The sequence below is a fragment of the Bacillus sp. 0909A genome (assembly GCF_036765115.1).
In the GTDB taxonomy this organism is placed as follows: domain Bacteria; phylum Bacillota; class Bacilli; order Bacillales; family Bacillaceae; genus Bacillus; species Bacillus mojavensis.
The window spans coordinates 202,426-217,437 of the sequence record NZ_JBAIZU010000004.1 but is presented as its reverse complement, the minus strand read 5'-3'; the positions used below and the strand labels follow the sequence as shown (position 1 = coordinate 217,437).

Annotated in this window: 9 protein-coding genes and 1 pseudogene; 7 read left to right on the top strand and 3 right to left on the bottom strand. The window is 43.8% G+C overall.

Annotated features, from left to right (window positions below; genetic code table 11):
* Positions 1-99: 99 nt before the first annotated feature.
* A complete protein-coding gene (opuE, locus tag V6D42_RS15925; protein WP_333513878.1) occupies positions 100-1,578 on the bottom strand; it encodes a proline transporter OpuE in 1,479 nt (492 codons plus the stop codon).
* A gap of 412 nt (positions 1,579-1,990) precedes the next feature.
* Here opuE and gatC point away from each other — a divergent pair, with 412 nt between their 5' ends.
* Genes gatC through gatB form a run of 3 tightly spaced genes read left to right on the top strand, consistent with a single transcriptional unit; the run spans position 1,991 to position 5,198 of the window.
* A complete protein-coding gene (gene gatC / locus V6D42_RS15920; protein WP_003219442.1) occupies positions 1,991-2,281 on the top strand; it encodes an Asp-tRNA(Asn)/Glu-tRNA(Gln) amidotransferase subunit GatC in 291 nt (96 codons plus the stop codon).
* 15 nt (positions 2,282-2,296) lie between these two features.
* Positions 2,297-3,754, top strand: a complete 1,458-nt coding sequence (gene gatA, locus V6D42_RS15915; protein WP_333513877.1) for an Asp-tRNA(Asn)/Glu-tRNA(Gln) amidotransferase subunit GatA — start codon at positions 2,297-2,299, stop codon at positions 3,752-3,754.
* 13 nt (positions 3,755-3,767) lie between these two features.
* On the top strand, positions 3,768-5,198 hold the full coding sequence (gene gatB, locus V6D42_RS15910) for an Asp-tRNA(Asn)/Glu-tRNA(Gln) amidotransferase subunit GatB (protein WP_010333268.1): 1,431 nt from the start codon (positions 3,768-3,770) through the stop codon (positions 5,196-5,198).
* On the opposite strand, the pseudogene V6D42_RS15905 reads toward gatB, so the two are convergent.
* A pseudogene (locus V6D42_RS15905) lies at positions 5,185-6,091 on the bottom strand (TetR/AcrR family transcriptional regulator). The gene gatB and the pseudogene V6D42_RS15905 overlap by 14 nt on opposite strands.
* A gap of 130 nt (positions 6,092-6,221) precedes the next feature.
* Here V6D42_RS15905 and srfP point away from each other — a divergent pair.
* The 3 genes from srfP (at position 6,222) to rlmD (ending at position 11,872) form a co-directional block, all read left to right on the top strand.
* Positions 6,222-9,374, top strand: a complete 3,153-nt coding sequence (srfP, locus tag V6D42_RS15900; protein ID WP_333513876.1) for a surfactin resistance protein SrfP — start codon at positions 6,222-6,224, stop codon at positions 9,372-9,374.
* A gap of 152 nt (positions 9,375-9,526) precedes the next feature.
* Positions 9,527-10,438: a diacylglycerol kinase gene (locus tag V6D42_RS15895; RefSeq protein ID WP_010333270.1), complete on the top strand. Its 912-nt coding sequence runs from the start codon at positions 9,527-9,529 to the stop codon at positions 10,436-10,438.
* 57 nt (positions 10,439-10,495) lie between these two features.
* Positions 10,496-11,872, top strand: coding sequence for a 23S rRNA (uracil(1939)-C(5))-methyltransferase RlmD (gene rlmD, locus V6D42_RS15890; RefSeq protein WP_333513875.1), 1,377 nt, complete (start codon positions 10,496-10,498; stop codon positions 11,870-11,872).
* Between the two features lie 663 nt (positions 11,873-12,535).
* Here rlmD and V6D42_RS15885 read toward each other — a convergent pair.
* Positions 12,536-12,868: a hypothetical protein gene (locus V6D42_RS15885; RefSeq protein ID WP_333513874.1), complete on the bottom strand. Its 333-nt coding sequence runs from the start codon at positions 12,866-12,868 to the stop codon at positions 12,536-12,538.
* A gap of 370 nt (positions 12,869-13,238) precedes the next feature.
* Between V6D42_RS15885 and V6D42_RS15880 the strand changes: the two genes are divergently transcribed.
* Positions 13,239-14,984 (top strand): DUF262 domain-containing protein, encoded by a 1,746-nt coding sequence (locus V6D42_RS15880; protein WP_333513873.1) that lies wholly within the window; start codon positions 13,239-13,241, stop codon positions 14,982-14,984.
* Positions 14,985-15,012 lie beyond the last annotated feature (28 nt).

Here is a 15,012-nt window from a genome sequence, read left to right as displayed (position 1 = left end):
CCTTATCTAAGGTGTTTTTAAATAAATATGATTTTCTCACAGTATTTATCGCAAAACAAGGGCACAAAAGCCACCAAGCAGCGCTTGATGGCTTTTTGATTATTTTTTGCGCTTTAACAGTTTTTCCATAACACCGAATAATCGGTAAGAGGCTTTTGCAGGCCGCTTCGTGATCATGCTGACGATAATGCCGGCAATCATACTGAGGATAAACCCAGGGATGATTTCGTACACGCCGGTTGATTTTGCCAGGCCGGTTGTAATCCAGATCAACACGGTCGCAGCCCCTACAATCATCGCAGCAAGTGCGCCCCATTCGTTCATCCGCTTCCAATACAGGCTGAGCAGAATCGCAGGCCCGAAAGCTGAACCGAAGCCGGCCCACGCGTATCCGACCAAATCAAGAATGGTACTGCTCGGATTCAATGATAAGAGAACCGCAATAACAGCTATCACTAAGACGGACAGACGCCCGATCATGACCAATTCTTTATCGGAAGCTTTTCGTCTGAAAAACGTCCGGTATAAATCCTCTGTTACAGCACTTGCTGTTACCAAGAGCTGTGAGGAGATGGAACTCATGATGGCAGCCAAAATAGCTGACAACAAGAAACCAGTGATTAAAGGGTGGAACAAGATTTTAGAGAAGATAATGAATATCATCTCCGGATCCTTTACAGCAACACCGAATTTATGGGCATAAGCAACACCGATTAAACCCGTCAACACGGAACCGAGCACTGAAATAACCATCCAGCTCATGCCGATTCGGCGTGCAGGCTTTAAATCTTTAATGTTTTTAATCGCCATAAATCGGACGATAATATGAGGCTGGCCGTAGTACCCCAAGCCCCAGGCTAAATAGGAAATAATGCTAATGACGCTCGCGCCTTTAAAGATATCCAATAGATTTGGGTTAACAGCGCTGATTTCATGGAAAGTCGGAGCAACGCCGCCCACATGGGTAAAAGCAACGATCGGCACAAGCACTAGTGCTGCAAACATGATCGCACCCTGCACGAAGTCAGTCAGACTGACAGCAAGGAAACCGCCAAATAGTGTATATAACACGACAACCGTGGTAGTCAGAAACAAGCCCAGTTTGTAATCCGCGCCAAAAGCAGATTCAAACAGCCGCCCTCCAGATACCATACCGGAAGAGGTATACAATGTGAAAAAGATCATAATGACCAAAGCAGATACGATTTTCAGCAGTGATGAAGAATGCTGGAATCGTTTATCAAAGAAATCAGGAATCGTAATCGCGTCATCCGCCGCTTCCGTATAAGCACGCAGCCTTGGAGCCAGCAGCAAGTAGTTTGAGTACGCCCCGATGGTAAGACCTAAAGCAAGCCATAAGGTTGACAGCCCTGTCGCGAACATCGCGCCGGGAACACCCATCAGCATCCATCCGCTCATATCCGCCGCTCCGGCAGACAAAGCAGTAACAAACGGCCCGAGACCTCTTCCTCCAAGCATGTAATCGTTAATATCAGTGGTTTTCTTAAATGCATACCAGCCGATTAACAGCATGGCAATAAAGTAAATTGCTAAAGAAATAATAATTTCAATACTCACGTTTTACCCTCTCTTCAATTCTAATAATTTTGCATCACCTCTCAAATTGATGGTGCCAGTTAAGCAGCCTGGCGCAAGTACGACACAAAAGACATTCTTTTGCAGGTGCACTTGGTAACTTAACCTAACAAAGTATTCCCACCCATTCAAGCGATGAAACATGGCCGATCAGCGGGAAATATCGGGGCAAACCAAGAAGGGAATAGAGATTAAAACGCTTTCAAAAATAATTAAAGTAAAAATTTTCAGAAAAATATTTCGTTTCTCCTTCGCCTCTTTTTAGTATAAAATATATAGGGTATTGTCTCGAAAACACAGGCCCGCCCCAAGGCGTTTTGTTGCTTTAAAGGGCTTGTTTTTGATATGATCAGTATTATATGACTTAACGGAGAAATATGTGGAGGTGGATCATATGTCACGAATTTCAATAGAAGAAGTAAAGCACGTTGCGCACCTTGCGAGACTTGCGATTACAGAAGAAGAAGCAAAAATGTTCACTGAACAGCTTGACAGCATCATTTCATTTGCCGAGGAGCTGAACGAGGTCAACACAGACAATGTGGAGCCTACAACTCACGTGCTGAAAATGAAAAATGTCATGAGAGAAGATGAAGCGGGTAAAGGTCTTCCGGTTGAGGATGTCATGAAAAATGCGCCTGACCACAAAGACGGCTATATTCGTGTGCCATCAATTCTGGACTAAAGGAGGGACACAAGAATGTCATTATTTGATCACAAAATCACAGAATTAAAACAGCTCATACATAAAAAAGAGATTAAGATTTCTGACCTGGTCGATGAATCTTATAAACGCATTCAAGCGGTTGATGATAAGGTACAAGCCTTTTTGGCATTAGATGAAGAAAAAGCGCGCGCATACGCAAAAGAGCTCGATGAGGCGGTTGACAGCCATTCTGAGCATGGTCTTCTCTTTGGGATGCCGATCGGCGTAAAAGATAATATCGTAACAAAAGGGCTGCGCACAACATGCTCCAGCAAAATTCTCGAAAACTTTGACCCGATTTACGATGCAACTGTCGTTCAGCGCCTTCAAGACGCTGAAGCGGTCACAATCGGAAAACTGAACATGGACGAATTCGCCATGGGATCATCAACAGAAAACTCAGCTTACAAACTGACGAAGAACCCTTGGAACTTAGATACAGTTCCCGGCGGTTCAAGCGGCGGATCTGCGGCTGCGGTTGCCGCGGGAGAAGTTCCATTTTCTCTTGGCTCTGATACAGGAGGTTCCATCCGCCAGCCGGCCTCTTTCTGCGGCGTTGTCGGATTAAAGCCTACATACGGACGCGTATCCCGCTACGGATTGGTCGCATTTGCGTCTTCATTAGACCAAATCGGGCCGATTACACGTACGGTTGAGGACAACGCATTCTTGCTGCAGGCCATTTCAGGCGTTGATAAAATGGACTCTACAAGTGCAAATGTAGACGTTCCAGATTTTCTTTCTTCATTAACTGGCGATATCAAAGGATTGAAAATCGCTGTTCCAAAAGAATATCTTGGCGAAGGCGTCGGCAAAGAAGCGAGAGAATCTGTTCTTGCAGCGCTCAAAGTTCTAGAAGGCCTTGGCGCTACATGGGAAGAAGTATCTCTTCCGCACAGTAAATACGCGCTTGCGACGTATTACCTGCTGTCATCTTCTGAAGCGTCTGCGAACCTTGCACGCTTTGACGGCATCCGCTACGGATACCGCACAGACAACGCGGAAAACCTGATCGACCTATACAAGCAAACGCGCGCTGAAGGCTTCGGAAATGAAGTGAAACGCCGCATTATGCTTGGAACATTCGCTTTAAGCTCAGGCTACTATGACGCGTACTATAAAAAGGCGCAAAAAGTGCGTACTTTGATTAAGAAAGACTTCGAAGACGTATTTGAGAAATATGATGTCATTGTTGGACCAACTACACCGACACCTGCATTTAAAATCGGTGAAAACACGAAAGACCCGCTGACAATGTACGCTAATGACATCCTAACAATTCCGGTCAACCTTGCCGGCGTTCCGGGAATCAGCGTGCCATGCGGATTTGCAGACGGACTTCCGCTCGGCCTGCAAATCATCGGAAAACACTTTGACGAAAGCACTGTTTACCGCGTCGCTCATGCATTTGAACAAGCGACAGACCATCATAAAGCAAAACCTGAATTGTAAGGGGTGAAATGAATTGAACTTTGAAACGGTAATCGGACTTGAAGTCCACGTTGAATTAAAAACAAATTCAAAAATTTTCTCAAGCTCTCCGACGCCATTCGGCGCGGAGGCGAATACACAGACTAGCGTCATCGACCTCGGGTATCCGGGTGTCCTGCCTGTACTAAACAAAGAAGCCGTGGAATTCGCAATGAAAGCGGCAATGGCGCTGAACTGTGAAATCGCGACGGATACGAAGTTTGACCGCAAAAACTATTTCTATCCGGACAACCCGAAAGCGTATCAGATTTCTCAATTTGATAAGCCGATCGGCGAAAACGGCTGGATCGAAATTGAAGTCGGCGGAAAAACGAAACGTATCGGCATCACACGTCTTCACCTTGAAGAAGATGCCGGAAAGCTGACGCATACAGGCGACGGCTATTCGCTTGTTGACTTCAACCGCCAGGGAACACCGCTTGTTGAGATCGTATCAGAGCCGGATATCCGCACGCCGGAAGAAGCGTATGCGTATCTTGAAAAGCTGAAGTCCATCATTCAATATACAGGCGTGTCTGACTGTAAAATGGAAGAAGGTTCACTTCGCTGTGACGCCAATATTTCTCTTCGTCCGATCGGCCAAGAGGAATTCGGCACAAAGACGGAATTGAAAAACTTGAACTCCTTTGCGTTTGTTCAAAAAGGCCTTGAGCATGAAGAAAAACGCCAGGAGCAGGTTCTTCTGTCCGGCGGTGTGATCCAGCAGGAAACTCGCCGTTACGATGAAGCAACGAAGAAAACCATTCTCATGCGTGTCAAAGAGGGTTCCGACGACTACCGTTATTTCCCTGAGCCTGACCTTGTCGAGCTGTATATTGATGACGAATGGAAGCAGCGTGTAAAAGCAAGCATTCCTGAGCTTCCGGATGAACGCCGCAAGCGTTATATCGATGAGCTTGGCTTGCCTGCATATGATGCGATGGTTCTGACACTGACAAAAGAAATGGCAGACTTCTTCGAAGAAACAGTTCAAAAAGGCGCTGAAGCAAAGCAAGCATCAAACTGGCTTATGGGTGAAGTGTCAGCTTATCTGAACGCTGAACAAAAAGAGCTTTCTGATGTGGCGCTGACACCGGAAGGCCTTGCCGGCATGATTCAATTGATTGAAAAAGGAACGATTTCTTCTAAAATCGCGAAGAAAGTGTTCAAGGAATTAATTGAAAAAGGCGGCGACGCTGAGAAGATTGTGAAAGAAAAAGGCCTTGTGCAGATCTCTGACGAAGGCGTGCTTCTGAAGCTTGTCACAGAGGCGCTTGACAACAATCCTCAGTCAATTGAAGACTTTAAAAACGGGAAAGACCGCGCAATCGGCTTCCTTGTCGGACAAATTATGAAAGCGTCCAAAGGACAAGCCAACCCGCCGATGGTTAACAAAATCCTGCTTGAAGAAATTAAAAAACGCTAATGAAAAAGCAGCTCTCCTCATTGCAGAGGGAGCTGCTTTTTTGATCAAATAGAAATAAAGATAGAAATCAAAGCGCGAAGCTTTTCAACTTCTTCGAAATCACTTCCGGTCAAATTTGACAGCAGGCCTTTGATAATCGGCTTGCGCGGCTTTTCCTGCGACAGCTCCTCCTCGATCACATCGAGCGAAACGATGATGTCCTCAGGCAAGGCGCTGTTTTCTTTCACTTTTTGAATGTCCTGAAGGATCTGACCTTTATTCGCGGGCATCAGGCTGTAAATATCTTTTGGCATGAGCGGATCCAGGCTGGAACGGCTTAGCCCCTGTACAAGATCATCCAGTCTTTCCATGATAAATTCAGATATGTTGTCTGCATCAATTTTGATTTCTTCATTAAACACCATCACATTCATATAGGAGTGCACAATGCCTCTTGCCATGATGGAGAGGTCTGAGAGGTAATTCTCAGTTCCCTTGCCATAAGTCGCAAGCAAAGCGTTCCGATACAGTTTATCTGTCTCGGCTGTGACTTTGTAAAAGTATTGCTTCACTTCTTGGTTTTCCGGGATGATATTTTCAGTAAGCAACAGAACAATAAAATCCTTATGATCGCGAAAATCCTCAAACTGAGCGCTGATTTGTTTTTTCAGCACATCCTTAGGCGGCTGTCCGGCGAGATTCTCTTCTATTTGTTTCATTTTTTTCATAGACATGCCAATGTAATATTCACAGGCAGACAATAGCAGCGCTTCTTTTGATTTGAAATGCAGATAAAAAGCGCCTTTTGAGATGCCGCATTCGCTGGCGATTTCCTGGATGGTCGTCGAAGCGTATCCTTTTTTCGCAAATAAACGAATGCTTGTTTTTATGATTCTCTCTTTTTTCTCATTCATGATGTGCTTCCCCTTAATCCTTGAAAAATTTAGAAAAATTTTCTGGTATATGAGTTGACGATGTTGCGTTATACCGTTTAGTATTATATAGAATGACCAGTCAGTCAATAAAAACACAATGGAGGATATGATGAATCACGTTATTAATTTCGTTCTGAAAAACAAATTCGCCGTATGGCTGATGACGATTATTGTAACGGCAGCCGGCTTGTACGCGGGTATGAATATGAAGCAAGAATCCATTCCTGATGTAAACATGCCCTACCTGACAATCAGCACGACATATCCGGGAGCGACGCCTAGCCAAGTCGCTGATGAAGTAACGAAACCGGTTGAACAAGCGGTGCAGAATTTGGACGGCGTGAGCGTTGTTACGTCGACGTCCTATGAAAATGCATCGTCGGTTATGATTGAATATGATTATGAGAAAGATATGGACAAAGCGAAAACAGAAGCGGCTGAAGCATTAGAAAACGTCAGCCTGCCTGATGACGCGAAAGATCCGGACATTTCACGCTACAGTTTGAACTCCTTCCCAATTCTGACGCTGAGCGTGTCCAGTGATTCAGATAATCTGCAAAAGCTGACAAAACAAGTGGAGGACAGCCTCGTTTCTAAGCTTGAAGGCATAGAAGGCGTTGCTTCAGTCCAAGTATCAGGCCAGCAGGTGGAAGAGGTTGAATTCTCTTTCAAAGAAGACAAACTGAAAGAATACGGCCTTGATGAAGATACAGTTAAGCAAGTGATTCAGGGGTCAGATGTGACAACGCCGCTTGGATTGTACACATTCGGAAATAAAGAAAAATCTGTCGTCGTCAGCGGCGATATTGAAACCATTAAAGATTTGAAGAATATGAGAATTCCAACGGCATCTGCTTCTAGTGCAGGCAGCAGCGCCGCAGCAGCAGCACAAAGTGCACAAGCGGCTCAAAGCCCGCAGGCAGCAGCACAGGCGCAGCAAAGCGTAAGCACAGACGTGCCGACGGTCAAGCTATCTGACATTGCAACGATTAAAGATGTCAAAAAAGCTGAATCAATTTCCCGCACAAATGGAAAAGACAGCATCGGCATCAACATTATCAAAGCAAACGATGCCAACACGGTAGAGGTTGCCGACAATGTCAAAGATGAGCTGAAGCAGTTCAAAGAAGACCATAAAGGCTTCAACTACAGCGCAACACTCGACATGGCAGAGCCGATCACACAGTCAGTTGAAACAATGTTAAGCAAAGCCATCTTCGGTGCTATTTTTGCGATTGTGATTATTCTCTTATTCTTAAGAGATATCAAATCAACATTAATTTCAATTATTTCTATTCCATTATCATTGCTGATCGCACTTTTCGTGCTGCAACAGCTTGATATCACACTGAATATCATGACGCTCGGTGCAATGACCGTTGCCATCGGACGGGTTGTTGATGACTCCATTGTTGTGATCGAAAACATTTACCGCCGCATGAGACTGAAAGATGAACCGCTGCGCGGAAAAGCTCTGGTCCGTGAAGCAACGAAGGAAATGTTTAAACCGATCCTGTCATCCACTATTGTGACGATCGCGGTATTCCTGCCGCTCGCACTGGTAGGCGGACAAATTGGTGAATTGTTTATTCCTTTCGCCTTAACGATTGTATTCGCGCTTGCCGCATCCCTGTTGATTTCGATCACGCTCGTGCCAATGCTCGCACACAGCCTGTTCAAAAAATCATTAACGGGAGCGCCTGTAAAAGCGAAAGAACACAAACCTGGCAGACTCGCAAACATCTATAAAAAAGTATTGAACTGGGCGCTGAGCCACAAATGGATCACGTCTATCATCGCCGTTCTGATGCTGCTCGGAAGCTTGTTCCTTGTACCGTTAATCGGTGCCAGCTACCTTCCGTCAGAGGAAGAAAAAACGATGCAGATCACATACAGCCCTGAACCGGGTGAAACGAAAAAAGAAGCGGAAGATGAAGCTGAAAAAGCAGAAAAAATCCTGCTTGACCGCAAGCATGTCGATACGGTTCAGTATTCATTAGGCTCTGGCAGCCCGCTTGCCGGAGGAGATTCAAACGGCGCATTGTTCTATATCAAATATGACAGTGACACGCCGAACTTTGATAAAGAAAAAGACAACGTGCTGAAAGAAATCAAAAAGCAGTCTGACCGCGGAGAATGGAAGTCACAGGACTTCAGCTCTTCAGGCAATAATAATGAATTGACATACTATGTGTATGGCGATTCAGAAAATGACATTAAAGACACTGTCAAAGACATTGAGAAGGTCATGAAGGATGAAAAGGATCTGAAGAACGTAAACTCAGGCCTTTCCAGCACATATGATGAGTACACATTTGTGGCTGACCAAGAAAAGCTGAGCAAACTCGGTTTAACAGCTTCTCAAATTTCTAAGGCCTTAATGTCAGAGACAGCACAGGACCCGCTCACAACCGTGAAAAAAGACGGCAAAGAGCTTGACGTGAACATTAAAACCGAAAAAGACGAGTATAAGAGTGTTAAAGATTTAGAGAACAAAAAGATCACATCAGCGACCGGCAAAGAAGTCAAAATCGGTGATGTGGCAAAAGTAAAAGAAGGCACAACATCTGATACGGTGTCTAAACGTGACGGAAAAGTGTATGCTGATGTCACAGGTGAGGTTACATCAGACAACGTTACAGCTGTATCCGTTGATGTCCAGAAGAAAATTGATAAGCTTGACATGCCTGACAATGTAACGATCGATACAGGCGGTGTTTCCGCAGATATCGCGGATTCCTTTACGAAGCTTGGATTAGCGATGCTTGCGGCGATTGCGATCGTCTACCTCGTGCTAGTGATTACATTCGGCGGAGCATTAGCGCCATTTGCGATTCTGTTCTCACTGCCGTTTACAATCATCGGTGCCCTTGTCGGACTTTACGTATCAGGTGAGACAATCAGTCTGAACGCGATGATCGGTATGCTGATGCTGATCGGTATCGTTGTCACAAACGCCATTGTCTTAATTGACCGCGTGATTCATAAGGAAGCGGAAGGACTGTCTACGAGAGAAGCGCTCTTAGAAGCCGGCTCCACACGACTCCGTCCAATCCTGATGACAGCCATCGCGACAATTGGCGCCTTGATTCCATTAGCGCTCGGCTTCGAAGGCGGAAGCCAGGTCATTTCAAAAGGACTTGGCGTAACGGTTATCGGCGGTTTAATCAGTTCGACGCTTTTGACGCTCTTAATCGTGCCAATCGTATACGAAGTATTGGCGAAGTTCCGCAAGAAAAAACCGGGAACAGAAGAAGAGTAAAAATGACAAAAAGCCTCAGCTATGCTGGGGCTTTTCTGTGTTTCCTTCTGTAAGATTATGTACATTTTGTTGCGATTTTTTTAACTCATAGTATAATTAAAGGTTGTTAGTGTAAAAATGGATCGGATACTCTTAAGTAGGATGATGAGATAATGAAACGTGCACGCATAATATACAATCCGACTTCGGGACGGGAGGTCTTTAAAAAGCATCTTGCCCAGGTCCTGCAAAAATTTGAACAAGCCGGCTATGAAACCTCTACCCATGCCACAACATGCGCGGGAGACGCAACGCACGCTGCCAAGGAAGCGGCATTGCGTGAGTTTGACCTGATCATTGCGGCAGGTGGAGACGGAACGATCAACGAGGTCGTCAACGGGCTTGCCCCATTAGACAATCGTCCGACACTCGGCGTGATTCCTGTCGGCACAACAAATGACTTCGCCAGAGCGCTCGGCATTCCGCGAGAGGATATTTTAAAAGCGGCGGATACGGTGATTAACGGCGTTGCCCGCCCGATCGACATCGGACAGGTCAACGGCCAGTATTTTATCAATATCGCCGGCGGAGGCCGCCTGACGGAGCTGACGTACGACGTCCCAAGCAAACTCAAAACGATGCTCGGCCAGCTTGCTTATTATTTAAAGGGTATGGAAATGCTGCCTTCACTTCGTCCGACAGAAGTCGAGATTGAATATGATGGCAAGCTGTTTCAAGGTGAAATTATGCTGTTTTTGGTCACGCTGACAAATTCCGTCGGCGGGTTTGAGAAACTCGCGCCGGATTCCAGCCTGAATGACGGCATGTTTGATTTGATGATATTAAAGAAAGCAAACCTTGCTGAATTTATCAGAGTCGCATCGATGGCGCTCCGCGGCGAACACATCAACGACCAGCACATTATTTATACAAAAGCGAACCGCGTGAAAGTCAATGTATCAGAAAAGATGCAGCTGAATCTGGACGGCGAGTACGGCGGCATGCTGCCGGGCGAATTCGTGAATCTGTATAGACACATTCACGTCGTCATGCCGAAGGAGAAAGCGGAACAGCTGGATGACTAAAAACTTGGCTTTATTGAGCCAAGTTTTTCTTTCGCTTAAAACAAGAGGTGAACATACATGAAAATGAAACCCCCAGTAGAAAAAAACGAATACTACGACGTGACATTTGAGGATTTGACTCACGAAGGAGCGGGCGTCGCAAAGGTGCAGGGCTTCCCGATCTTCGTGCCGAACGCTCTGCCGGAAGAAAAAGCCCAAATCAAAGTGACACGTGTCAAAAAAGGCTTTGCCTTCGGCCGCCTGATTGAGCTGAAGGAAGAAAGCCCGCACAGAACCGACGCTCCATGCCCGATTTACAAGCAATGCGGCGGCTGCCAGCTTCAGCACATGACCTACGAAGGCCAGCTCCTGTTTAAACAGAAACAGGTCAAAGACGTCTTAGAACGGATCGGCAAGCTGGACCTGTCCAACGTCACCGTGCACCCGACACTCGGCATGCAAGACCCATGGAACTACAGAAACAAAGCACAGGTGCCGGTAGGAGAACGGGAAGGCGGACTCGTCGCCGGATTCTATCAGCAAAGAAGCCATGACATCATCGACATGAGCGCCTGCCTGATCCAGCAATCCAAAAACGACGAAGCCGTCCAAGCCGTCAAAGACATTTGCGCCACATACGGTGTCAAAGCCTACAACGAAGAACGCCACAAAGGCTGGCTCCGCCACATCATGGTCAGATACGGCGTCGTGACGGGCGAAATGATGATCGTCTTCATCACAAGAACGAACGACTTCCCGCACAAAGCGAAGATCATCGAAGACATCACGGCGCAATTCCCGCACGTCAAATCCATCGTGCAAAACATCAACCCAAACAAAACAAACGTGATCTTCGGCAATGAAACAAATGTCATCTGGGGCGAAGAATACATCTACGACCTCATCGGAGACGTCAAATTCGCCATCTCCGCCAGATCGTTCTATCAGGTTAATCCAGAGCAGACAAAAGTGCTCTACGACAAAGCGCTTGAGTACGCGGAGCTGAAAGGGGAAGAAACCGTCATCGACGCCTACTGCGGCATCGGAACGATTTCCCTCTTCTTGGCGAAGCAAGCGAAAAAAGTGTACGGTGTAGAGATTGTGCCGGAAGCAATTGAGGACGCAAAGCGAAACGCAGAATTAAACGGCATCACAAACGCAGAATTTGCAGTCGGGGAAGCGGAAACCGTGATTCCAAAGTGGTATGAAGAAGGCATTACAGCTGATACGCTAGTCGTCGACCCACCAAGAAAAGGCTGCGACGAAGCCCTCCTACGCACGATTGTAGAGATGAAACCGAAGCGGGTGGTGTATGTGTCCTGTAATCCTGGCACGCTTGCGAGAGACTTGCGGGTGCTTGAGGATGGCGGGTATCAGACGCTCGAAGTGCAGCCTGTGGATATGTTTCCGCATACGAATCATGTGGAGTGTGTGGCGATGATAGAGTTGAAATAGCATGGTAGCAATGGTTTTGCGGATTTCAGCTGGATATTGAAGTGTGTTTTATGTTCCCTTGGACGAAAAGTTCGGGGGATTTTTTGACCTCCGGGGGTCACACTTTTACGCGGAATTAAATGTTAAAGGATATAGATAAGAGTTTTGCATAAAAATTGAGGTGTACATTTTGGGCACGAAGTTTGCGCAACCGGAAAGTGATTTTGAAATGTGAAGGGTTGAATGTAAAAGATACCTGGCTGTGACAAATGGTTGAATGGGGTTTCGTTTGTGGTAGCTTACTTCCGCAGATATGACAGTTCGACTGCGCTGGATCATCGATATATGCATTGCAATGTCGACAGATTCTACATATCTTTAAGAAGTCAGGATACAGACTACTTCCATTTTCAATGCATCTGTCATCCTTTCCGTAAATCTCACTAATAAATAAAGATTATGTTTCTATCAAAAAAACAGTTAAATGGTTGAGTTTTATACAACCGGTATCCAATAATGTGGCCAATAGTTCTTCCTTATGTAGTCCCGTCCTTGCGACTCATCAATAAATTCGGATAAACTTCATAAAGTAATTAACAGTATTTAACAAGTTGCCTTTTGTAACATCTTTTATACTATCGTGTTTATTAGATTGATACTAAATTAGCGTATGGTTTTGTTACATCAATATCTAAAGGGAAAAAGTAAGATGCCGTTATCGTTAATTACGCGTATATCGGTTGATAGACCAAAATCTTTGATTGTAGACTTTTCTATAAGTAAGCCATAATCTTTCATATTATAATAACAACCTTTGCTTTGAACATTATTATTAATACAAAGTTGTTTAAGTAAAGAATCTATTTCTGAGCAAGACAGCAAAATAATTGACGCAAACTCATCAGAATAAACGGCTTTGTTTTTATTGGAATGTGTTACATATTGATTAGTTTTCACTAACATGCTTTCAATTAAAAAATAGTATTGCCAAGGCATTTTAAACAAAGATCTAATCAAATTTTCCCCTTCTCTCTACTTAGTATTCTTTTTAACTGTGACTTGACTGCTGAATACTTTTAAAAATACACAAATGTTATCTTAAATAAAATACAGTGATAGTTCATCTCTATGATAGCATATTGAAGCTAGTATATAATTTACGCCGCAATGCCCGGCAAATTTAGTATGGAGCTGAAGTTGGGTTTTTACGGAAACCCTTGCTTTTATTACCCGCTATATTTTGATATGTGGGATAATAGAAAGTAGATGGGTGCGTATTGCCTAGTGAGGTTTGTATCGCATTACCGGTCATTAAAAAAGGATAGGGATCAGTAGGATTATAAATCTTAAAGTTTTGTAAGGATAAATTTTATTTCGGAGGAAAAATATGTCATTTCAAACACCGCTCACCATAGGTGAAGTTGTAAACGATATTCATTCAAAAAGGTATTTGTTACCGTCCATTCAACGGGAGTTCGTCTGGAGTTCCGAACAGATTACGATGCTTTTTGATAGTCTGATGAGGGACTATCCAATCAGTTCATTTCTTTTTTGGAAAGTACCTAAAGAGAAAGCTTCCGAATTTAAGTTTTATGAATTTCTGAGAGATTATCATCAAAGAGACAATCGTCATAATCCAAAGGCGAATATAAATGGTAGTGATGATGTGATGGCTGTTCTTGATGGGCAGCAACGATTAACATCTTTGTACATAGCGCTTAAAGGCACGTATGCTAATAAACTAGCTTATAAAAAGTGGGATAATCCGCTAGCATATCCAAAGAAAAAGTTATATCTTAACCTACTAGGTAAACCAGAAGACATTTCATATGAATATGGGTTTGAATTTTTGACGGATGCAGAAGCGGCTAAAAGTGATGCGAACCATCATTGGTTTCCGGTTGGTAAGATGTTGGACTTAACGGAACAATACGATGTTATGAATTATATGATTGAAGCAGGACTATCTTCTAATCCTGATAAGGAAAAAGCGAAGTATGCAAACAAAGTGCTGTATAAGTTGCATTCAGTCATTCATGTAAATAAGATCATTAGCTACTATCTTGAACAAAGTACAGAGCTTGATAAAGTCCTAAATATCTTTATTCGTGTAAATAGTGGTGGGACGACACTTAGCTACTCTGATTTACTTCTGTCATTTGCAACGGCGCAGTGGGAAACAAGGGATGCCCGTGAGGAAATTAATGAATTTATCGATGAAATTAATCAAATTGGACGAGGTTTTAAAATCAGTAAGGACATTGTTTTAAAAGCTTGTTTAGTCCTTTGCGATATGTCGGATATTTCTTTTAAGGTAGATAATTTTAATCGAACGAATATGCTTTTGATTGAAAAAGAATGGGATAACATTACAAAAGCAATTCGCAATGCACTTGTACTGATAAGCAGCTTTGGATTTAGCAGAGAAAATATGACTTCCAATAACTTGATGATTCCGATAGCTTACTATTTAAAGAAAATAGGATTGCCGAATAACTTTGAAACTTCCACAACAAGAATAGAAGACAGAAAGAATATAAAATTATGGTTTATATCGGCCCTATTAAAAAGGGTGTTCAGTTTTGCACCGGACGGAGCATTGAAACCGATGAGGGAAATTATTAAGAGGCAGTCATCGAATGGTTTTCCTGTTGATGAAATCTTTGCACACTTCAAAGGGACAAATCGTGCTCTACAGTTTACAGATGATGATATTGAGAATCTACTATATTCTAAGTATAACCACGGAGAAACGTTGGTCATTCTTTCGATTTTATATCCTTGGGCAGACTTAAAGCATAACTTCCACGTTGATCATATGTTCCCAAAAAGTAAATTTACGTACAAAAGGTTAAAGGCTTATGGTGTTCCAGATAACAAAATTAATGATTTTAAAGCGAATTGCAATTATATAGGCAATCTGCAATTGCTAGAGGAGATACCGAATATCGAGAAAAAAGCTATGGATTTCGAAAAATGGTTAAGTGAAAAAGTTCCTGCTGGTGAATTAGCCGATTATAAGCAAAAACATTATGTTCCCAATGTAAGCCTCGAATTCAGTAACTTTGACGTGTTTTTGGAGGAACGAGAAAACTTATTACTTCAGAAATTGAAATCAGCACTTAAAAGATAAGGTTGGGTGTGATTGGCATATTTGTTTC